We start from the raw sequence: 17,503 nt of genomic DNA on the forward strand, positions 1-17,503 counted from the left end.
TGCGAAACGGGCCCACACCCCCACAAGAGGGGTCCGGGCCCGTTGACGGCCTGAAAGATCAGGCCTCGTCCTTGTCCTTCTTCGCCTCGGTCTCCGTGGCGGGAGCCTCGGAAGCCTCGGGGGCCTCGTCGGCGGCGGCCTCGGGAGCCTCAGCCTCGGTGGCCTCCTCGACGACCTCGGCGGCGGCCGCGGGAGCGGCGGCTGCCTCGGCGGCCGGGGTGGTGCGCGAGACGGTGACCGGGTTCAGCTGCTCGGTGACCAGCTCGATGACCGCCATGGGCGCGTTGTCGCCCTTACGGTTACCGATCTTGGTGATCCGGGTGTAGCCACCGGGACGCTCCGCGAAAGTCACGGCGATCTCGGTGAACAGGTGGTGGACGACGCCCTTGTCCTTGACGACGGTCAGCACCTGGCGACGGTTGTGGATGTCGCCCTTCTTGGCCTTGGTGATCAGGCGCTCCGCCAGCGGGCGGACGCGCTTGGCCTTGGTCACGGTGGTGGTGAGCCGGCCGTAGCGGAACAGATCGGTGGCGAGGTTGGCCAGGATCAGCCGCTCGTGAGCCGGGCTGCCGCCAAGACGTGCACCCTTGGTGGGCTTGGGCATTGCGTTCTCCTTGAGAATGAACCCGCCCCGGCCGTACGAGGTACCGGAGTCGGGCCGCCAGGCGCCCCCGCAAAGGGGCGCCCGCGATCAACCAGTGCGAACCCCGTCACCCCGAGAGGAGCGGCGGGGACGTGCTTAGTACTGCTCGGTCTCGACGTACGCGCTGTCGTCGTCGTCGTAGCCGCCACCGGCCACCGCGCTCGGGTCGAACCCGGGCGGGGAGTCCTTGAGGGCAAGCGTCATCTCGTGGAGCTTCTGCTTGACCTCTTCGATGGACTTGGCGCCGAAATTCCTTATATCGAGCAAGTCCTGCTCGCTGCGGGCGACTAGCTCGCCCACAGTGTGGATGCCCTCGCGCTTGAGGCAGTTGTAGGAACGAACCGTGAGGTTCAGCTCCTCGATCGGCAGCGCGAGGTCGGCGGCCAGGGCCGCGTCGGTCGGCGACGGGCCGATGTCGATGCCCTCGGCCTCGACGTTGAGCTCGCGAGCCAGGCCGAACAGCTCGACCAGCGTCTTGCCGGCGGATGCCACGGCGTCGCGCGGCTTCATGGCGGCCTTGGTCTCGACGTCCAGGATCAGACGGTCGAAGTCGGTACGCTGCTCGACTCGGGTCGCCTCGACCTTGTAGGTGACCTTGAGGACCGGCGAGTAGATCGAGTCGATCGGAATGCGGCCGATCTCCTGGCCGGGCTGCTTGTTCTGCGCGGCGGAGACGTAGCCGCGACCGCGCTCGACGGTCAGCTCCATCTCCAGCTTCGCCTTGCCGTTGAGGGTGGCGATGCGCAGTTCGGGGTTGTGCACCTCGACACCGGCCGGGGGCGCGATGTCGGCGGCGGTGACCTCACCCGGGCCCTGCTTGCGCAGGTACATGACGACCGGCTCGTCGTGCTCGGAGGAGACGACCAGTTCCTTGAGGTTCAGGATGATGTCGGTGACATCCTCCTTGACCCCCGGCACGGTCGAGAACTCGTGGAGCACGCCCTCGATGCGGATGCTGGTGACGGCCGCGCCCGGAATGGACGACAGCAGCGTGCGCCGCACCGCGTTGCCGATGGTGTAGCCGAAGCCCGGCTCCAGCGGCTCGATGACGAATCGGGACCGGGTCTCGTCGAGCGACTCTTCGAGAAGAGTCGGACGCTGAGCGATCAGCATGTGGGATCTCCCCTTGTAGTGCGGCGACCGCTATATGACGCCGCTCTCCATAACAGCTTAAGTGGAGTACGGCATGCCGTACTCCACTTAGAGGCGAGTGACTACTTGGAGTAGTACTCGACGATCAGCTGCTCCTGGACCTGGGTGTCAATCTGACCGCGGACGGGCAGCTGGTGAACCAGGACGCGGAGCTTCTCCGGCACGACGCCGAGCCACGGCGGAACCGTGCGCTCGCCGGCGGTGGCGCGAGCCACCTCGTACGGAAGCAGGTTGCGCTTGTTCTCGCGGACCTCGACGATGTCGTGCTCGCGAACGCGGTAGGACGGGATGTCGACCTTCTTGCCGTTCACCAGGATGTGGCCGTGGCGCACCTGCTGGCGGGCGGCGTCACGCGACTGGGCGAACCCGGCGCGGAAGACGACGTTGTCGAGACGGCTCTCCAGAATCTGGAGAAGCACCTCACCGGACTTGCCGGTCTTGGCGCTGGCTTCCTCGTAGTAGTTGCGGAACTGCTTCTCGAGGACGCCGTAGATGCGGCGGGTCTTCTGCTTCTCACGAAGCTGGAGCTGGTATTCAGACTCCTTGGGACGACCGCGACCGTGCTCACCCGGCGGGTAAGGACGGATCTCGATGGGGCACTTGGCGGATTCGCACTTGCTGCCCTTGAGGAAGAGCTTGGTCTTCTCCCGACGGCAGAGCTTGCAGTCCGCGCCCGTGTAACGAGCCATTTCTCAATATCTCCTGGGTGTCAGACGCGGCGGCGCTTCGGCGGACGGCAGCCGTTGTGCGGAACCGGGGTCACGTCCTGGATGGAGCCGACCTCGAGCCCGGTCGCCTGAAGCGAACGGATCGCGGTCTCACGGCCGGAGCCGGGGCCCTTCACGAAGACGTCGACCTTGCGCATGCCGTGCTCCATGGCGCGGCGGGCGGCATTCTCGGCGGCCATCTGTGCGGCGAACGGGGTGGACTTACGGGAGCCCTTGAAACCCACGTGGCCGGCGCTGGCCCAGGAGATCACGTTCCCGTTGGGGTCGGTGATCGAGACGATCGTGTTGTTGAACGTGCTCTTGATGTGGGCGTGCCCGTGAGCGACGTTCTTCTTTTCCTTGCGGCGCACCTTCTTCGGTGCGCCCTGACGGCTCTTAGGAGGCATTGTTAGCCATTACTCCTGAGGTCTTCGGTCCGCGGCTGCGCGAACTACTTCTTACCGGGCTTCTTCTTACCGGCGACGGTCTTCTTCTTGCCCTTACGGGTGCGCGCGTTGGTCTGCGTGCGCTGGCCGTGGACCGGAAGACCCTTGCGGTGCCGGATGCCCTGGTAGCAACCGATCTCGATCTTGCGACGGATGTCGGCCTGGACCTCGCGACGCAGGTCACCCTCGATCTTGTAGTTCGTCTCGATGTAGTCACGCATCGGGACGAGCTCAGCGTCGGAGAGCTGGTGGACGCGGAGGTCGCCGCTGACGCCGGTGGCCTTGAGGATCTCAAGGGCCCGGGTGCGGCCGATTCCGAAAATGTAGGTGAGAGCGATCTCCAGCCGCTTTTCGCGGGGGAGATCGACGCCAACCAGGCGAGCCATGGTCGGGCATTCTCCTTCTCTGTGGCGGAGGTCTTGCGCTCCACTGCCCCTCCCCATGCCCGGGGTGAGGGCCTCGGCCTCCGACCGAGGGTGTCCCACTGATGTGGGTGTGGCACGCGATTACTTCAGGCTGCTCATGCGTCGAGCCCGCCACCCCTTTACGGGTGTCGGACTCGGAGAAGCCTTACCGCGACTAGCCCTGACGCTGCTTGTGGCGCAGGTTGTCGCAGATCACCATGACGCGACCGTGCCGGCGAATCACCTTGCACTTGTCGCAGATCTTCTTGACGCTCGGCTTAACCTTCATTGTCCTTCGTATCCTCAGACGTGTTTCCTCGCGCGGGCCGAAACCCGCGACTAACGCCGGAACATCCCCGCAGAGCTGCGGGTTCCGTCGCTACTTGTATCGGTAGACGATCCGCCCACGACTGAGGTCGTAGGGGCTCAGTTCAACGACTACCCGGTCGTCAGGCAGGATTCGGATGTAGTGCATCCGCATCCGGCCGCTGATGTGGGCCAGGACCTTATGGCCGTTGTCGAGCTGCACCCGGAACATGGCGTTCGGGAGCGACTCAACCACAGTGCCCTCGATCTCGATGGCGCCGTCTTTCTTGGCCAAAATCCCTCGCGTTTCACTGATCGGTCGTCTGAGGTTTCGGTTCACTGCAGCCGCGACATCACGCTTCGAAGAGAGCGGCGACCGGCAAGGATCGCCGACGCGTGAGAGTCAAAGTGAGCCGACTAAGGAGTGTACGACACCTGAGCTAAAAACGCGAAACGCGTGCCAGGTGTCCTGACACAACCATGCGCCAGTTTAGCGCAAGTCCGCGCTCGCGTAAGCCGCTCGGAAGCGCGCGTGCACGATCACGTTGTCACTATAGGTACGCCGGACCCGGTCGAAGCTGCCTCCACACGTCACCAGGCGCAGCCAGCCCGCGTCCGCCGGCCCGTAGACCTCCTCCGCGGGGAAGCGGTCTTTCGGCGCACGCGACAGCCGTTCCACGACGAACACCGCCACATTCGCGTCAGCGCGCACCACGCCCACCACGTCCCCCGCCCGCAACTCGGCCAGCCGGGCGAAGACCGCCGGTCCCCGCCTGGTGTCGAGATGCCCCGCGATCACCGCCGAACCACGCTCGCCCGGCGTCACGCCGCCGCCGTACCATCCGGCCACATTCCCGTGCTCCAGCGGCGGCACCGCCAGCGCCCCGTCGCCACCCACCCCGAGCACCACGAGCGGCGCGCTCACATGGAGGCGCGGGATCAGCACCCGCGTGGGCTCGGCTCTGCTCAACTCTCCCGCGAGCGGCCGCGGCCACCCCCTCCCCGGTACGGCAGGCCGCCCGCCGGCCACCTCCCAGGGCACGGCGGGCGGCTGCGCCGTACAGGAGGAAAGGCCCAGAACGAGCCCCACAGCGACGATCACGTGCCCGCCCGCCGCCGACGACCGCCGACACGCGGCGCCGGGCGGGCACGAGTCTCTAGGGCGCGGCGTCACGCGAGCCGCGCCACCGCCTCCAGGCGGCCAGCCCACCGCCCCCGGCCGCGAGCACCAGCACGGCCAGCGCCCCAGCCAGCCACGGCGCCCGCGCCTCTTCCCCCGCGCGCGCGGAGTCCGCGAACGTGGAGTCCGCAAGCGTGGGGTCGGCGAGCTCAGAACCCGCGACCTCAGAAGCGAGAGAACCGACAGAAGAGCCAGAACCGGCAGAAGAGGCAGAACCGGCGCCAATGGCCAGCCCGCCCCCTCCGGTCTCCGGCCCGCGCCGAGGATGGCCACGCACAGTGAGATAGGTCCTGACCAGCCGATCCGAACACCGAGCAGTCACCTCATGCACCGAGCTGACCGCCTTGTCCTGAACCTCGACGCTCCCCACCCACCCACCGGGACTCCCACCACGCCCCAGCCGCACATGCTGCCCGGCGAACGCCATCGACGAGGCGACAACCTGATCCACAGCCGTGCACGAATGGACATAGACGGTCACCCGCTCACCAGGCCCAGCACTGGCGGGCGAAACACTCACCCCGGGCTCAGAAGACGAAGCCCCCGTAGTGGAGAACGCGGTCACCAGCACCCCGAGCAGGACACGTCTCAATCTGTCCCCCCAAAGCGCCGGTTCGCTGGTCAAAGATCATCTACCCCTCTTGATCGCCGCCAACTGGCACCAGCGGTAAAGAGTGCGTCTTACGCTCCGGATATAGGGCAAAGCCCGCCCGTGACCAGGTCACGGACGGGCTCTGTGCGGGAATCCCCTAGTAGATGCGGTGCTTCGAGCCGCAGTAGTGGTTCGGCTTCTTGCCCCAGCAGGTGTAGGTGTACATCTTCTTGATGCCCTTGGCCTTCCAGCTGTCGCCGCCCGAGCCGTTCCAGTGGCGGTAGAACTTGTGCCAGCTGCCGCCCTTGTAGTACTCGAACCAGACGTAGCCGTACTTCTTGTCGCCGCCGAACTTCTCCTTGCCGGACCAGGTCGTGTGGACGTATCCGTTGCTGTCCTTGGAGGTGCGGCCCTTCGCGTAGGCCTTGCCGCCGTTGCTGGAGAAGTACGGCCCCCAGAAGCCGGCCGAGCTCGAGGTGTCGGCGCTCGCCTGGGCGGCGGGGGCGAGGGCGAGACCGCTGGCGACGGAGCCCGCGATCGCTGCTGCTACGAGGAACTTACGCATCTGTCTTCCTCCGGGAGTTGGGCCGGCTGTTGCCGACACCGCTCACGTTAGGAAGCAGAACCCGCCCGATCTGCGCAGGAATGCACACATACCACTTTTACGTACGGCGCGGCCCGCTGCCGAAGACCGTGCTCAGCAGAAGGATCACACCCCACGGCCCCATCACCCACAGCGGCCACGGATAGATGAAGTCTCCCGAGGTCACGCTGACGATCAGCCAGATCACCCAGTTGATGCCGCTGGCCGCCGCCCATGCGCCCCAGGCGCCGCGCATCCCGGGATGCATGCCCTGCTTGGGCGCCGGCGACGCCGATCCGACCGCCTTCGCGGGCCGTGCCCGCAGGTCCACGTCGGGCAGGTCGGCCGTCAGCCTGGCCAGTTCGCCGTAGGTCTTGCTCTGGTACAGCTGCTCAAGCCGATCGTTGAACTCGTCCATGGTGATGCGGCCCTGTGCCGTGTGTTCACGCAGGACTGCGGCCACCCGGTCGCGGTCGACGTCGGACGCCCTCATCTCAGGGCTTTGCGCCATCACACTCAACTCCCGGCCGCTAGTTCAGCTGTGCTAGTCGCTCTTTGCCCCCATCGAGGGCGGTTAGCACCCAAGGACCATTATGTGTCACCGCGACGCTGTGCTCGAAGTGCGCGGAAGGCTTACCGTCCATCGTCACGACGGTCCACTCGTCGGCCAGCACCCGTGTACGCGCTCCGCCCAGGTTGACCATGGGCTCGATCGCCAGGCACATGCCCTCTTCCAGAACCGGCCCGCGGCCCGGCTTGCCGTGGTTGGCGATCCAGGGGTCCATGTGCATCTCGGTGCCGATGCCGTGCCCGCCGTACTCCTGGGGGATGCCGTAGCGGCCCTGGGACTTGACGTACTTCTCCACCTGGAAGCCGATATTGGACAGGTTCGCGCCCACCTTGAGTGCCGCGATTCCCCGCCACATCGACTCCTCCGTCACCCGCATGAGCTCGACCAGCTCGGGCGCCACCTCGCCCACCGCGACCGTCACCGCCGAGTCGCCGTGCCAGCCGTCCAGGATCGCGCCGCAGTCGATCGAGATGATGTCGCCCTCGCGCAACTGGCGGGCGTTGGTCGGGATCCCGTGGACGACCTCGTCGTTGACCGAGGCGCAGATCGTCGCGGGAAAGCCCTGGTAGCCCTTGAACGACGGGATGGCGCCCTCCTCGCGGATCGCCTTCTCCGCGATCACGTCAAGATCCAGCGGCGTCATGCCGGGCCGTACCGAACGCTTCAGCAGATCGAGCGTACGCCCGACGACCAGGCCGGCCGCCCGCATCTTCTCGAGCTGCTCGGGCGACTTGATCTGAATTCCATGCCGGTTCTTCTTGAACACGTGTGGCACCCCCCAGGGTGTTTCAACGGGCGGACGCGGGAGGTCAATTCCCCCACAATAGCCGCGAGGTGGCACGGAATCCCGCGCCACCTCGCATACTTTGATCGCTATCCCATGTAAGGGCGAATCGCCTCCATGGCCCGCTGCGTGACCTCTTCCACCGGACCGGTGGCGTCGACACCCACGAGAAGGTCGTCCTTGGCATAGAAGGAGACCAACGGCGCCGTCTGCTCCTGGTAGACCTCCAGGCGGTGCCTGACGGTCTCCTCCTTGTCGTCGTCGCGCTGGAAGAGCTTGCCTCCGCACGCGTCGCAGACGTCGTCCTTCTTGTCGTCGAACTCGACGTGCCAGATGCGCCCGCACTGACTGCAGGTACGCCGGCCGGCCAGCCGGCGTACCACCTCCTCGTCGTCGACCACGAGCTCCAGCACGAGGTCGAGACCCAGCTCCCAGTCCTTCAGCATGTCGCGCAGCACCTCGGCCTGCGACACGTTGCGGGGGAAGCCGTCGAGCAGGAAACCGTCCTGCGCGTCGTCCTCACGGAGCCGGTCGCGGACCATGGCGATCGTGACCTCGTCGGGCACGAGGTCGCCGCGGTCCATGTACGTCTTGGCGAGCGTGCCGAGCTCCGTGCCGCCCGAGACATTGGCACGGAAAATGTCACCTGTCGAGATCTTCGGGATGGACAGGTTTGATGCGATGTACTGGGCCTGTGTCCCCTTACCCGCTCCGGGGGGCCCGACCAGAACCAGCCTCACTAGCGCAGGAAACCTTCGTAGTTACGCTGCTGGAGCTGGCTCTCGATCTGCTTCACCGTGTCCAGGCCGACGCCAACCATGATGAGAATGCTCGTCCCTCCGAACGGGAAGTTCTGGCTCGCACCGGCGATGGCCAGGGCGACGATCGGGACCATGGCGATCAGACCCAGATAGAGCGAGCCGGGCGCCGTCAACCGGGTGAGCACGAAGTTGAGGTATTCGGCCGTGGGCCGTCCCGGGCGGATACCCGGAATGAACCCACCGTACTTCTTCATGTTGTCGGCGATCTCGACGGGGTTGAAGGTGATCGACACGTAGAAGTACGTGAAGAACACGATCAACAGGAAGAACGTGATCATGTAGATCGGGGTGTCGCCCGTCACGAAGTTCTGCGAGATCCACTGCACGACCGCGTTCGGGCTCTCCGCGTTGGCGAAGAGTGACGTGAGCAGCTGCGGCAGATAGAGCAGGGACGACGCGAAGATGACCGGGATGATGCCCGCCTGGTTCACCTTCAGCGGGATGTAGGTGGAAGTGCCGCCATACATCCGGCGCCCGACCATCCGCTTGGCGTACTGCACGGGGATGCGGCGCTGAGCCTGCTCGACGAAGACGACCGCGGCGATCATGAAGATGCCGACCACCAGAACGGCGGCGAAGGTGAACTTGTTCGCCTGGAAGATGTTGGCCAGCTCGGACGGGAAGACCGCGACGACCTGCGTGAAGATGAGGATCGACATACCATTGCCGACACCGCGGTCGGTGATGAGCTCACCAAGCCACATGATCACCGAGGTGCCCGCCGTCATGATGATGACCATCGTGACGATCCCGAAGATGTTGTCCGGGTCGAGCAGGATCTCCTGCTGGCACTGCGGGAACAACTGGCCGGTACGGGCCAGCGCGATGAAGGCGGTCGACTGGAGAATGCCGAGGCCGATGGTCAGATAACGCGTGTACTGCGTGATCTTCGTCTGCCCGGCCTGCCCCTCCTTCTTCAGGGCTTCTAGTCGGGGGATCACGACGACGAGCAGCTGCAGAATGATGCTCGCGGTGATGTACGGCATGATGCCCAGCGCGAAAACCGACAACTTCAGAAGGGCGCCGCCGCTGAACAGCTGCACCATTCCATAGATGTTGCCGGCGGAACTGTCTCGTGCTTGTTCGAGACAGGTCGCGAGATTCTGGACGTGAACGCCCGGAGTCGGAAGAACCGAGCCGAGTCGGAACAGCGCGATGATGCCCAGAGTGAAGAGCAACTTCTTGCGCAGGTCCGGCGTCCGGAACGCCCGGGTAAACGCGGTCAGCACGGTCCCTCCTGCGCGCCATGGTGGCGGTGTGAGTATGCGATGGTGCGGGGATCTGCCATTTGAAGTGTCAAGTCAATTCGAGCCGGACAGATGCCTGCCGTCTCGCGAACTCTAACGCACTACGGGCGTGAGGGCCCATGGTCAGGGCCCCCACGCCTCGTCATAGCGGTCTTACAGCTCGGTAACGGACCCACCAGCAGCGGTGATCTTCTCCTTCGCGGAACCCGAGAAGGCGTGTGCCTGCACGTTCACCGCGACGGAGATCTCACCGGTGCCGAGGACCTTCACCGGCTGGTTCTTGCGGACGGCGCCCTTGGCGACCAGCGTCTCGACGGTGACCTCGCCACCGTCGGGGAACAGCTCGCCGAGCTTGTCCAGGTTGACAACCTGGTACGTCGTCTTGAACAGCGCGTTGGAGAAGCCCTTCAGCTTCGGCAGACGGCGCTGCAGCGGCACCTGGCCACCCTCGAAACCGAGGGGAACCGTCGTGCGGGCCCGCGAGCCCTTGGTGCCGCGACCCGCGGTCTTGCCCTTGGACGCCTCGCCGCGGCCCTTACGGACCTTCGACTTGTTGGATCCGGGGGCCGGACGCAGGTCGTGAATCTTGAGCGGAGCCTTGTCAGTCATGACTAGTCGACCTCTTCCACCACGACGAGGTGCGTCACCACGGAGACCATCCCACGAATCTCGGGACGGTCCTCCTTGACGACGACGTCGCCGATTCGCTTCAGGCCAAGCGAACGCAGCGAGTCACGCTGGTTCTGCTTGCCACCGATCTTCGAGCGAACCTGAGTGATCTTCAGGCGTGCCATGACTAGCTCACCGCCTTAGCCGCCGCGGCAGCCTCGGCAATACCCTCGGCGCGCGCCTTGAGCATCGCCTTGGGAGCGACGTCCTCGATCGGCAGGCCACGACGGGCCGCGATCGCCTCGGGAGTCGACAGACCCCGCAGCGCCGCCACCGTGGCGTGCACGATGTTGATCGGGTTGTCCGAGCCGAGCGACTTGGACAGCACGTCGTGGATGCCCGCGCACTCCAGGACCGCGCGCACCGGGCCACCGGCGATGACGCCGGTACCGGCCGAGGCCGGACGCAGGAAGACGACGCCTGCCGCCTCCTCGCCCTGCACGGTGTGCGGAATGGTGCCCTGGATGCGAGGAACGCGGAAGAAGTGCTTCTTCGCCTCTTCGACACCCTTGGCGATGGCCGCGGGGACTTCCTTGGCCTTGCCGTAGCCGACGCCGACCATGCCGTTGCCGTCACCGACGACGACCAGGGCGGTGAAGCTGAAGCGACGACCACCCTTCACGACCTTGGCCACTCGGTTGATCTTCACTACGCGCTCGATGTACGAAACGCCCTTGTCGGCGGCGCCACCGCGGCGGTCGTCGCGACGGTCCCGCCGCTCGCCACCGGTGCCGCCACCGCGACGCGGAGCTGCAGCCATCAGTGGTTCCTCTTCTCAGCTGTTGCCATCAGTTGCGATCCTCGGTTCCTCATCAGAACTCGAGCCCGCCTTCACGGGCGCTGTCCGCCAGAGCGGCGATACGGCCCGCGTAGCGGTTACCACCACGGTCGAAGACGACAGCGGTGATACCGGCATCCTTGGCCCGCTGAGCGAGGAGCTCGCCGACCTTCTTGGCCTTCGCGGTCTTGTCGCCCTCGGCAGAACGCAGCGTGGCGTCCATGGTCGAGGCGCTGACCAGCGTGTGACCCTTGGAGTCGTCCACGATCTGGACGAACAGGTGCCGGGTCGAGCGGTTGACGACGAGGCGCGGACGCTCCGCCGTACCGACGACCTTCTTGCGGACGCGGCCGTGACGGCGGGCCCGCGAGACGGTGCGGGCAGCCGTGTGCTTGCTGTACGCAGTCTTGCCAGCCATGCCTACTTACCAGCCTTTCCGACCTTGCGGCGGATCTGCTCGCCTTGGTACCGCACACCCTTGCCCTTGTACGGGTCAGGCTTGCGCAGCTTGCGGATGTTCGCGGCGACCTCGCCGACCTTCTGCTTGTCGATGCCGTCCACGTGGAACAGCGTCGGCTTCTCGACGCGGAAGGAGACACCCTCGGGAGCGTCAACGACCACCGGGTGGCTGAAGCCGAGAGCGAACTCCAGCTGCGTCGGGCCCTTGGCCTGAACGCGGTAACCAACACCGACGATCTCAAGGCTCTTGGAGTAGCCCTGAGTGACACCCTCCACCATGTTGGCGATGAGCGTGCGAGACAGGCCGTGCAGCGCACGGACCTTGTTCTCGTCATTGGGACGGGAGACCGAGATGGTCCCGTCATCGGCGCGAGCCACCGAAATGGGCTCGGCCACCGTGTGAGAAAGCGTGCCCTTCGGGCCCTTGACCTGGACGTCCTGGCCGGTGATCGTGATGTCTACGCCACTGGGCACAGGGATGGGCAGCCGTCCGATTCGCGACATGCTGTGTTCCTCCCCTCTACCAGACGTAGGCGAGGACTTCGCCGCCCACGCCACGCTTGCCGGCCTGCTTGTCGGTCATGAGCCCGCCAGACGTCGAGATGATCGCGACGCCCAGCCCGCCCAGAACGCGAGGCAGGTTGTCCTTCTTCGCATATACACGCAGCCCGGGCTTGGAAACCCGGCGCAGCCCCGCGAGCGAACGCTCACGGCTCGGCCCGAACTTGAGCTCCACCACGAGGTTCTTTCCGACCTTGGCGTCTTCGACGGTCCAGGCCTGGATGTAACCCTCCTGCTGGAGGATCTCGGCGATGTGCGCCTTGATCTTGGAATACGGCATGGTCACGCTGTCGTGATATGCCGAATTCGCATTGCGCAGACGCGTCAACATGTCTGCGATCGGGTCGGTCATCGTCATGGCCAACGGCCTTCCTCGCCGCGGTTTCCAGTCGGTGAAGCGCTTCTGATGGTCGAGTCCGCCTCGGCTCGCACCTCGGGGTGGGCGAATGCCTCCCTCAGTGTCCGCTTCGGCTACCTCTCCGCGCTCTACCGGTGGACCTTCGGCGTGGTCACGGGCGCTCCGACGGAGCGCCCCATTTGGATATATCTGGAAAGTACGGCTGGCGCACTCCAGGGACGGCCGGAGAACGGCCGCCCCTCAGAGTACCTACCAGCTGGACTTGGTGATGCCGGGCAGCTCGCCCCGGTGCGCCATCTCGCGGAAGCAGACACGGCACAGGCCGAACTTCCTGTAGACGGCGCGGGGACGGCCACAGCGAGAGCAACGGGTATAGGCCCGGACCTCGAACTTCTGCTTACGCCCCGCCTTGGCGATCAGCGACTTCTTCGCCATCGTTTAGGCCTCCTTGAAAGGGAAGCCGAGGAGCTTCAGCAGCGCCCGGCCCTCGTCGTCGTTCTTCGCGGTGGTCACAACCGTGATGTCCATGCCCCGCGGGCGGTCGACCTTGTCCTGGTCGACCTCGTGGAACATGACCTGCTCGGTCAGACCGAAGGTGTAGTTGCCGTTGCCGTCGAACTGCTTCGGCGACAGACCGCGGAAGTCACGGATACGGGGCAGCGCCAGCGACAGCAGCCTGTCGAGGAACTCCCACATCCGGTCGCCGCGAAGGGTCACGTGCGCGCCGATCGGCATGCCCTCGCGCAGCTTGAACTGCGCGATGGACTTGCGGGCGCGGACGACGGCCGGCTTCTGGCCGGTGATCACCGTGAGGTCGCGGACAGCGCCCTCGATCAGCTTGGAGTCGCGAGCGGCCTCGCCGACACCCATGTTGACCTTGATCTTGGTCAGCCCGGGCACCAGCATGACGTTCTCGAAGCCGAACTCCTCACGAAGCTTCGCGATGATCTCCTCGCGGTACTTCGTCTTGAGGCGCGGCGTCGGGCGCTCGGTCTCGGTGGTCGTGGCAGTCATCAGCTGTCCTCACCCTCCGAAGCGTCGCCGGCCTTCTTGGACTTCTCGTCGGCGGGCTGCTTTTCAGCGGGCTTCTCGTCCTTGAGCTTCTTCACGTTGCTCACGTGGATGGGGGCCTCCATGGTCTGCACGCCGCCCTGCTTGGCGCCACGCGGACCCTGGTTGGTCTCCTTCGAGTGCTTCTTGATCAGGTTGACGCCCTCGACCACCACACGGTCCTCGTGCGGGAGGGAGGCGATGACCCGGCCCTTGGCACCCTTGTCCTTGCCGGCGATGACCTGAACCAGGTCACCCTTCTTCACGTGCAGGAACTTCGGCATTACAACACCTCCGGAGCGAGCGAGATGATGCGCATGAACTTCTTGTCGCGCAACTCGCGGCCGACCGGGCCGAAGATACGAGTGCCACGAGGGTCACCGCTGTCCTTGATGATGACGGCGGCGTTCTCGTCGAAGCGGATGTAGGAGCCGTCAGGCCGGCGGCGCTCCTTGACCGTGCGTACGACGACGGCCTTGACCACGTCACCCTTCTTGACGCCCGTGCTGCCGGGGAGGGCGTCCTTAACCGTGGCGACGATGACGTCGCCGATACCCGCGTAGCGTCGACCCGAGCCACCGAGAACGCGGATGCAGAGAATCTCCTTGGCACCCGTGTTGTCGGCGACCTTGAGTCGCGACTCCTGCTGGATCACTGTTACTCCTGTTAGTCGCGCCGGTTCTCAGCGAGCTGAGCCTGGCGGAACCTGTCGTTGTCTTGTTCCCCCGGCCACAGCCCCTCTCAGCGAGAGAGGCCGCACCGCAGGCGATGCGGCAGCCGTACGACGGCCACGTCCTTGGACGCCGTCATGGGGGCTGTCGAGACAGCCCCCACGAGGCGCGCATATATCCGAGCAGGCCTTACTTGGCCTTCTCGAGGATCTCCACCACGCGCCACCGCTTGGTAGCGGAGAGCGGGCGGGTCTCCATGAGCAGCACGCGGTCGCCGACGCCACAGGCGTTGGCCTCGTCGTGTGCCTTGTACTTGGTCGTACGGCGGATGACCTTGCCGTACAGACGGTGCTTGACGCGGTCCTCGACGGCGACGACGACGGTCTTGTCCATCTTGTCGCTGACGACCAGGCCCTCGCGGACCTTGCGGAAGGTCCGCTGCGTCGTCTCAGTGGTCTCGGTCTCAGCCATCGCTCGACTCCTTCTCAACCACCGTGACAATGCCGAGCTCGCGCTCGCGCATCACGGTGTAGATGCGGGCGATCTCGCGGCGAACGGCGCGCAGCCGCCCGTGGCTCTCCAACTGACCGGTCGCTGACTGGAAGCGGAGGTTGAACAGCTCCTCCTTGGCTTCCTTGAGCTTCTGGACCAGGGTGTCCTGGTCCTCCACCCGCAGCTCGCCGGCGGTCAGGCTCTTGGCCATCACGCCTCACCCACTTCACGCTTGACGATCTTGCACTTCATGGGCAGCTTGTGAATGGCGCGCTTGAGCGCCTCACGAGCCACCGGCTCGGCGACACCCGACAGCTCGAACATCACGCGTCCGGGCTTGACGTTGGCGATCCACCACTCCGGCGAACCCTTACCGGAACCCATGCGGGTCTCGGCGGGCTTCTTGGTGAGGGGACGGTCGGGGTAGATGTTGATCCACACCTTGCCACCACGCTTGATGTGGCGGGTCATCGCGATACGCGCGGACTCGATCTGGCGGTTGGTCACGTAAGAGTGCTCAATCGCCTGAATGCCGAACTCGCCGAACGTGACCCTGGTGCCACCCTTGGCGGCGCCACTGCGGTCGGGCCGGTGCTGCTTGCGGTGCTTGACCCTGCGCGGGATCAGCATGGTCAGCTCCCTTCAGCACCCGGCTGCGCAGCCGGGCCGGTCTCGGGGGCGGCCTGTGCGGCCGCCTCGGTGCGGGGGGCGCGGTCGCCACGGCCACCGCCACCGCCGCCGCGGCGAGCGCCACCGGCGCCACCACCACGACGCGGACGGTCGCCGCCGCCACCACCACGACGGTCGTCGCGCTCGCGACGCTGGCCGGCGCGAGCACCGGCGGCAGCCGCCTCACGCTCGGCGCGGCTGGTCGGAGCCTCGCCCTTGTAGATCCAGACCTTCACGCCGATCCGGCCGAAGGTCGTGCGGGCCTCGTAGAAGCCGTAGTCGATGTCCGCGCGAAGGGTGTGCAGCGGCACCCGGCCCTCGCGGTAGAACTCCGACCGGGACATCTCAGCGCCGCCCAGACGACCGGAGCACTGGACACGGATGCCCTTGGCGCCGGACTTCATGGAGGACTGCATCGCCTTACGCATGGCACGGCGGAACGAGACACGGCTGGACAGCTGCTCGGCGACGGCCTGGGCCACCAGCTGAGCGTCGATCTCCGGGTTCTTGACCTCGAGGATGTTGAGCTGAACCTGCTTCTTGGTCAGCTTCTCCAGGTCACCACGGATGCGGTCCGCCTCGGCGCCGCGGCGGCCGATGACGATGCCGGGACGCGCGGTGTGGATGTCCACCTGCACGCGGTCCGTCGTGCGCTCGATCTCGACCTTGGAGATGCCGGCCCGCTCCATGCCCTTCTGCAGCATGCGGCGGATCGCGACGTCCTCGGCGACGTACGACTTGTACAGCTTGTCGGCGTACCACCGGCTCTTGAAGTCGGTCGTGATGCCGAGGCGGAACCCGTGCGGGTTAACCTTCTGGCCCACTATCGGGTCCTTCCCTTCGGCTCGCGGGACTCCACGATCACGGTGATGTGGCTCGTCCGCTTGTTGATCCGATAGGCGCGACCCTGGGCACGCGGACGGAACCGCTTCAGCGTCGGGCCCTCGTCGACCCACGCGCGGCTCACGACGAGCGTCTCGGGGTCGAGCTTGAAGTTGTGCTCCGCGTTCGCTACCGCGCTCGAGAGCACCTTGTAGATCGGCTCGCTCGCCGCCTGGGGAGCGAACTGCAGCACGGCCTGCGCCTCCGAAGCGGGCAGCCCGCGAATAAGGTCCACCACGCGGCGGGCCTTGAGGGGCGTGACACGGACGAACCGCGCCTGAGCCCTGGCTTCCATCGCTTACTCCTCTTACTTCTGAAGGCTGTTTATCGCCGGCTGCGGCGGTCTTCCTTGACGTGGCTGCGGAACGTCCGCGTGGGTGCGAACTCGCCGAGCTTGTGGCCGATCATCGACTCGGTGACGAACACCGGGACGTGCTTGCGGCCGTCGTGCACGGCGATCGTGTGACCGAGCATGTCGGGCACGATCATCGACCGGCGCGACCACGTCTTGATGACGTTCTTGGAACCCTTTTCGTTCTGGACTTCGACCTTCTTCTGAAGGTGGTCGTCCACGAAGGGGCCCTTCTTAAGGCTACGTGGCATTGTGGCTGCTCCTACCGCTTCTTCCTCTTGGACCGACGGCGGATGATCAGCCTGTCACTGGCCTTGTTCGCCTGACGGGTACGGCCCTCGGGCTTGCCCTTGGGGTTGACCGGGTGGCGACCACCGGAGGTCTTACCCTCACCACCACCGTGGGGGTGGTCGACGGGGTTCATCGCGACACCGCGGACGGTCGGGCGCTTGCCCTTCCACCGCATACGTCCGGCCTTGCCCCAGTTGATGTTGGCCTGCTCGGCGTTGCCCACCTGACCGACAGTCGCGCGGCAACGCACGTCGACCATGCGCATTTCGCCGGAAGGCATACGCAGCGTGGCGTACTGGCCCTCCTTGGCGAGCAGCTGGATCTGCGCACCGGCGGACCGACCCAGCTTGGCGCCACCGCCCGGACGGAGCTCCACCGCGTGGATGAAGGTACCGGTCGGGATGTTGCGCAGCGGCAGGCAGTTGCCCGGCTTGATGTCGGCCGAAGGGCCGTTCTCGATCCGGTCGCCCTGCTTGAGGCCGGTGGGAGCGATGATGTAGCGCTTCTCACCGTCGGCATAGTGCAGCAGAGCGATGTTGGCGGTCCGGTTGGGGTCGTACTCGATGTGAGCGACCTTGGCGGGAACGCCGTCCTTGTCATGCCTGCGGAAGTCGATAATCCTGTAGGCGCGCTTGTGACCGCCGCCTTGGTGGCGCGCGGTGACCCGGCCGTGTACGTTGCGGCCGCCCTTGCTGTGAAGGGGCGCAAGCAGCGACTTCTCGGGCGTGCTGCGGGTGATCTCGGAGAAGTCCGAGACACTCGACCCGCGGCGACCCGGGGTCGTCGGCTTGTACTTACGGATGCCCATCTTTTTCGTTCATCCTTTGTCGGTTAC

General features: G+C 65.8%; 30 protein-coding genes. All 30 read right to left on the minus strand.

Going from position 1 to position 17,503, the window contains the following annotated elements; translation table 11 throughout:
- Positions 1 to 58: 58 nt before the first annotated feature.
- Complete coding sequence (gene rplQ / locus HNR40_RS02660) at positions 59 to 604, minus strand: 50S ribosomal protein L17 (protein WP_184958052.1); 546 nt, start codon at positions 602 to 604, stop codon at positions 59 to 61.
- Positions 605 to 739: 135 nt separating this feature from the next.
- Entirely contained in the window at positions 740 to 1,756 is a 1,017-nt protein-coding gene (locus tag HNR40_RS02665; protein WP_184958053.1) for a DNA-directed RNA polymerase subunit alpha, read from the minus strand.
- Positions 1,757 to 1,857: 101 nt separating this feature from the next.
- Positions 1,858 to 2,484 (minus strand): 30S ribosomal protein S4, encoded by a 627-nt coding sequence (rpsD, locus tag HNR40_RS02670; RefSeq protein ID WP_184958054.1) that lies wholly within the window; start codon positions 2,482 to 2,484, stop codon positions 1,858 to 1,860.
- A gap of 20 nt (positions 2,485 to 2,504) precedes the next feature.
- Complete coding sequence (gene rpsK, locus HNR40_RS02675) at positions 2,505 to 2,909, minus strand: 30S ribosomal protein S11 (RefSeq protein WP_020542285.1); 405 nt, start codon at positions 2,907 to 2,909, stop codon at positions 2,505 to 2,507.
- A 44-nt stretch (positions 2,910 to 2,953) separates the two neighbouring features.
- Complete coding sequence (gene rpsM, locus HNR40_RS02680; RefSeq protein WP_184958055.1) at positions 2,954 to 3,334, minus strand: 30S ribosomal protein S13; 381 nt, start codon at positions 3,332 to 3,334, stop codon at positions 2,954 to 2,956.
- Positions 3,335 to 3,527: 193 nt separating this feature from the next.
- Complete coding sequence (gene rpmJ / locus HNR40_RS02685) at positions 3,528 to 3,641, minus strand: 50S ribosomal protein L36 (protein WP_003956441.1); 114 nt, start codon at positions 3,639 to 3,641, stop codon at positions 3,528 to 3,530.
- Positions 3,642 to 3,731: 90 nt separating this feature from the next.
- Positions 3,732 to 3,953: a translation initiation factor IF-1 gene (gene infA / locus HNR40_RS02690; RefSeq protein ID WP_012887858.1), complete on the minus strand. Its 222-nt coding sequence runs from the start codon at positions 3,951 to 3,953 to the stop codon at positions 3,732 to 3,734.
- 195 nt (positions 3,954 to 4,148) lie between these two features.
- Entirely contained in the window at positions 4,149 to 4,628 is a 480-nt protein-coding gene (locus HNR40_RS02695; RefSeq protein ID WP_246508310.1) for a class F sortase, read from the minus strand.
- A gap of 959 nt (positions 4,629 to 5,587) precedes the next feature.
- On the minus strand, positions 5,588 to 5,995 hold the full coding sequence (locus HNR40_RS02700) for a hypothetical protein (RefSeq protein WP_184958056.1): 408 nt from the start codon (positions 5,993 to 5,995) through the stop codon (positions 5,588 to 5,590).
- Positions 5,996 to 6,092: 97 nt separating this feature from the next.
- Positions 6,093 to 6,506, minus strand: a complete 414-nt coding sequence (locus tag HNR40_RS02705; protein WP_246508312.1) for a DUF1707 SHOCT-like domain-containing protein — start codon at positions 6,504 to 6,506, stop codon at positions 6,093 to 6,095.
- Between the two features lie 37 nt (positions 6,507 to 6,543).
- On the minus strand, positions 6,544 to 7,350 hold the full coding sequence (gene map / locus HNR40_RS02710) for a type I methionyl aminopeptidase (protein WP_184958058.1): 807 nt from the start codon (positions 7,348 to 7,350) through the stop codon (positions 6,544 to 6,546).
- A gap of 107 nt (positions 7,351 to 7,457) precedes the next feature.
- A complete protein-coding gene (locus tag HNR40_RS02715) occupies positions 7,458 to 8,108 on the minus strand; it encodes an adenylate kinase (RefSeq protein ID WP_184958059.1) in 651 nt (216 codons plus the stop codon).
- On the minus strand, positions 8,108 to 9,418 hold the full coding sequence (secY, locus tag HNR40_RS02720) for a preprotein translocase subunit SecY (RefSeq protein WP_184958060.1): 1,311 nt from the start codon (positions 9,416 to 9,418) through the stop codon (positions 8,108 to 8,110). Before secY ends, HNR40_RS02715 begins: the two co-directional genes overlap by 1 nt.
- 171 nt (positions 9,419 to 9,589) lie before the next feature.
- Positions 9,590 to 10,045, minus strand: a complete 456-nt coding sequence (rplO, locus tag HNR40_RS02725) for a 50S ribosomal protein L15 (RefSeq protein ID WP_184958061.1) — start codon at positions 10,043 to 10,045, stop codon at positions 9,590 to 9,592.
- 2 nt (positions 10,046 to 10,047) lie between these two features.
- Positions 10,048 to 10,230 carry a 50S ribosomal protein L30 gene (rpmD, locus tag HNR40_RS02730; protein WP_049572666.1) on the minus strand — a complete coding sequence of 61 codons (183 nt, stop codon included), beginning with the start codon at positions 10,228 to 10,230 and terminating at the stop codon, positions 10,048 to 10,050.
- A 2-nt stretch (positions 10,231 to 10,232) separates the two neighbouring features.
- Complete coding sequence (gene rpsE, locus HNR40_RS02735) at positions 10,233 to 10,865, minus strand: 30S ribosomal protein S5 (protein WP_184958062.1); 633 nt, start codon at positions 10,863 to 10,865, stop codon at positions 10,233 to 10,235.
- A gap of 52 nt (positions 10,866 to 10,917) precedes the next feature.
- Positions 10,918 to 11,301 carry a 50S ribosomal protein L18 gene (gene rplR / locus HNR40_RS02740; RefSeq protein WP_184958063.1) on the minus strand — a complete coding sequence of 128 codons (384 nt, stop codon included), beginning with the start codon at positions 11,299 to 11,301 and terminating at the stop codon, positions 10,918 to 10,920.
- Positions 11,302 to 11,303: 2 nt separating this feature from the next.
- The gene (rplF, locus tag HNR40_RS02745; protein ID WP_184958064.1) at positions 11,304 to 11,846 is read right to left on the minus strand and encodes a 50S ribosomal protein L6; all 543 of its coding nucleotides are present in this window, start codon (positions 11,844 to 11,846) and stop codon (positions 11,304 to 11,306) included.
- Positions 11,847 to 11,862: 16 nt separating this feature from the next.
- Positions 11,863 to 12,261: a 30S ribosomal protein S8 gene (gene rpsH / locus HNR40_RS02750; protein ID WP_184958065.1), complete on the minus strand. Its 399-nt coding sequence runs from the start codon at positions 12,259 to 12,261 to the stop codon at positions 11,863 to 11,865.
- A 249-nt stretch (positions 12,262 to 12,510) separates the two neighbouring features.
- Entirely contained in the window at positions 12,511 to 12,696 is a 186-nt protein-coding gene (locus tag HNR40_RS02755) for a type Z 30S ribosomal protein S14 (RefSeq protein ID WP_020542298.1), read from the minus strand.
- A 3-nt stretch (positions 12,697 to 12,699) separates the two neighbouring features.
- The gene (gene rplE / locus HNR40_RS02760) at positions 12,700 to 13,275 is read right to left on the minus strand and encodes a 50S ribosomal protein L5 (protein ID WP_184958066.1); all 576 of its coding nucleotides are present in this window, start codon (positions 13,273 to 13,275) and stop codon (positions 12,700 to 12,702) included.
- On the minus strand, positions 13,275 to 13,583 hold the full coding sequence (rplX, locus tag HNR40_RS02765) for a 50S ribosomal protein L24 (RefSeq protein WP_221340025.1): 309 nt from the start codon (positions 13,581 to 13,583) through the stop codon (positions 13,275 to 13,277). Before rplX ends, rplE begins: the two co-directional genes overlap by 1 nt.
- An 11-nt stretch (positions 13,584 to 13,594) precedes the next feature.
- Positions 13,595 to 13,966 (minus strand): 50S ribosomal protein L14, encoded by a 372-nt coding sequence (gene rplN, locus HNR40_RS02770; RefSeq protein WP_043623452.1) that lies wholly within the window; start codon positions 13,964 to 13,966, stop codon positions 13,595 to 13,597.
- 205 nt (positions 13,967 to 14,171) lie between these two features.
- On the minus strand, positions 14,172 to 14,453 hold the full coding sequence (rpsQ, locus tag HNR40_RS02775) for a 30S ribosomal protein S17 (protein ID WP_184958068.1): 282 nt from the start codon (positions 14,451 to 14,453) through the stop codon (positions 14,172 to 14,174).
- Positions 14,446 to 14,685 (minus strand): 50S ribosomal protein L29, encoded by a 240-nt coding sequence (gene rpmC, locus HNR40_RS02780; protein WP_184958069.1) that lies wholly within the window; start codon positions 14,683 to 14,685, stop codon positions 14,446 to 14,448. The genes rpsQ and rpmC overlap by 8 nt, the downstream gene beginning before the upstream one ends.
- Positions 14,685 to 15,104: a 50S ribosomal protein L16 gene (rplP, locus tag HNR40_RS02785; protein WP_184958070.1), complete on the minus strand. Its 420-nt coding sequence runs from the start codon at positions 15,102 to 15,104 to the stop codon at positions 14,685 to 14,687. Before rplP ends, rpmC begins: the two co-directional genes overlap by 1 nt.
- Before the next feature lie 2 nt (positions 15,105 to 15,106).
- Entirely contained in the window at positions 15,107 to 15,967 is an 861-nt protein-coding gene (gene rpsC / locus HNR40_RS02790; protein WP_184958071.1) for a 30S ribosomal protein S3, read from the minus strand.
- Entirely contained in the window at positions 15,967 to 16,320 is a 354-nt protein-coding gene (rplV, locus tag HNR40_RS02795) for a 50S ribosomal protein L22 (protein WP_184958072.1), read from the minus strand. The genes rpsC and rplV overlap by 1 nt, the downstream gene beginning before the upstream one ends.
- Before the next feature lie 29 nt (positions 16,321 to 16,349).
- Complete coding sequence (gene rpsS / locus HNR40_RS02800; RefSeq protein ID WP_184958073.1) at positions 16,350 to 16,628, minus strand: 30S ribosomal protein S19; 279 nt, start codon at positions 16,626 to 16,628, stop codon at positions 16,350 to 16,352.
- Between the two features lie 11 nt (positions 16,629 to 16,639).
- Positions 16,640 to 17,476, minus strand: coding sequence for a 50S ribosomal protein L2 (gene rplB / locus HNR40_RS02805; protein ID WP_184958074.1), 837 nt, complete (start codon positions 17,474 to 17,476; stop codon positions 16,640 to 16,642).
- Positions 17,477 to 17,503: the final 27 nt, after the last annotated feature.

This window comes from Nonomuraea endophytica (assembly GCF_014203235.1).
GTDB classification, from domain to species: Bacteria; Actinomycetota; Actinomycetes; order Streptosporangiales; family Streptosporangiaceae; genus Nonomuraea; species Nonomuraea endophytica.

Bases quoted from the DNA above. Each gene is read 5' to 3' on its own strand.
- rplQ (WP_184958052.1), bottom strand. From the start codon at position 604: ATGCCCAAGCCCACCAAGGGTGCACGTCTTGGCGGCAGCCCGGCTCAC.
- HNR40_RS02665 (WP_184958053.1), bottom strand. From the start codon at position 1,756: ATGCTGATCGCTCAGCGTCCGACTCTTCTCGAAGAGTCGCTCGACGAG.
- rpsD (WP_184958054.1), bottom strand. From the start codon at position 2,484: ATGGCTCGTTACACGGGCGCGGACTGCAAGCTCTGCCGTCGGGAGAAG.
- rpsK (WP_020542285.1), bottom strand. From the start codon at position 2,909: ATGCCTCCTAAGAGCCGTCAGGGCGCACCGAAGAAGGTGCGCCGCAAG.
- rpsM (WP_184958055.1), bottom strand. From the start codon at position 3,334: ATGGCTCGCCTGGTTGGCGTCGATCTCCCCCGCGAAAAGCGGCTGGAG.
- rpmJ (WP_003956441.1), bottom strand. From the start codon at position 3,641: ATGAAGGTTAAGCCGAGCGTCAAGAAGATCTGCGACAAGTGCAAGGTG.
- HNR40_RS02700 (WP_184958056.1), bottom strand. From the start codon at position 5,995: ATGCGTAAGTTCCTCGTAGCAGCAGCGATCGCGGGCTCCGTCGCCAGC.
- HNR40_RS02705 (WP_246508312.1), bottom strand. From the start codon at position 6,506: ATGAGGGCGTCCGACGTCGACCGCGACCGGGTGGCCGCAGTCCTGCGT.
- rplO (WP_184958061.1), bottom strand. From the start codon at position 10,045: ATGACTGACAAGGCTCCGCTCAAGATTCACGACCTGCGTCCGGCCCCC.
- rpmD (WP_049572666.1), bottom strand. From the start codon at position 10,230: ATGGCACGCCTGAAGATCACTCAGGTTCGCTCGAAGATCGGTGGCAAG.
- rpsE (WP_184958062.1), bottom strand. From the start codon at position 10,865: ATGGCTGCAGCTCCGCGTCGCGGTGGCGGCACCGGTGGCGAGCGGCGG.
- rplR (WP_184958063.1), bottom strand. From the start codon at position 11,301: ATGGCTGGCAAGACTGCGTACAGCAAGCACACGGCTGCCCGCACCGTC.
- rplF (WP_184958064.1), bottom strand. From the start codon at position 11,846: ATGTCGCGAATCGGACGGCTGCCCATCCCTGTGCCCAGTGGCGTAGAC.
- rpsH (WP_184958065.1), bottom strand. From the start codon at position 12,261: ATGACGATGACCGACCCGATCGCAGACATGTTGACGCGTCTGCGCAAT.
- HNR40_RS02755 (WP_020542298.1), bottom strand. From the start codon at position 12,696: ATGGCGAAGAAGTCGCTGATCGCCAAGGCGGGGCGTAAGCAGAAGTTC.
- rplE (WP_184958066.1), bottom strand. From the start codon at position 13,275: ATGACTGCCACGACCACCGAGACCGAGCGCCCGACGCCGCGCCTCAAG.
- rpsQ (WP_184958068.1), bottom strand. From the start codon at position 14,453: ATGGCTGAGACCGAGACCACTGAGACGACGCAGCGGACCTTCCGCAAG.
- rpmC (WP_184958069.1), bottom strand. From the start codon at position 14,685: ATGGCCAAGAGCCTGACCGCCGGCGAGCTGCGGGTGGAGGACCAGGAC.
- rplP (WP_184958070.1), bottom strand. From the start codon at position 15,104: ATGCTGATCCCGCGCAGGGTCAAGCACCGCAAGCAGCACCGGCCCGAC.
- rplV (WP_184958072.1), bottom strand. From the start codon at position 16,320: ATGGAAGCCAGGGCTCAGGCGCGGTTCGTCCGTGTCACGCCCCTCAAG.
- rpsS (WP_184958073.1), bottom strand. From the start codon at position 16,628: ATGCCACGTAGCCTTAAGAAGGGCCCCTTCGTGGACGACCACCTTCAG.
- rplB (WP_184958074.1), bottom strand. From the start codon at position 17,476: ATGGGCATCCGTAAGTACAAGCCGACGACCCCGGGTCGCCGCGGGTCG.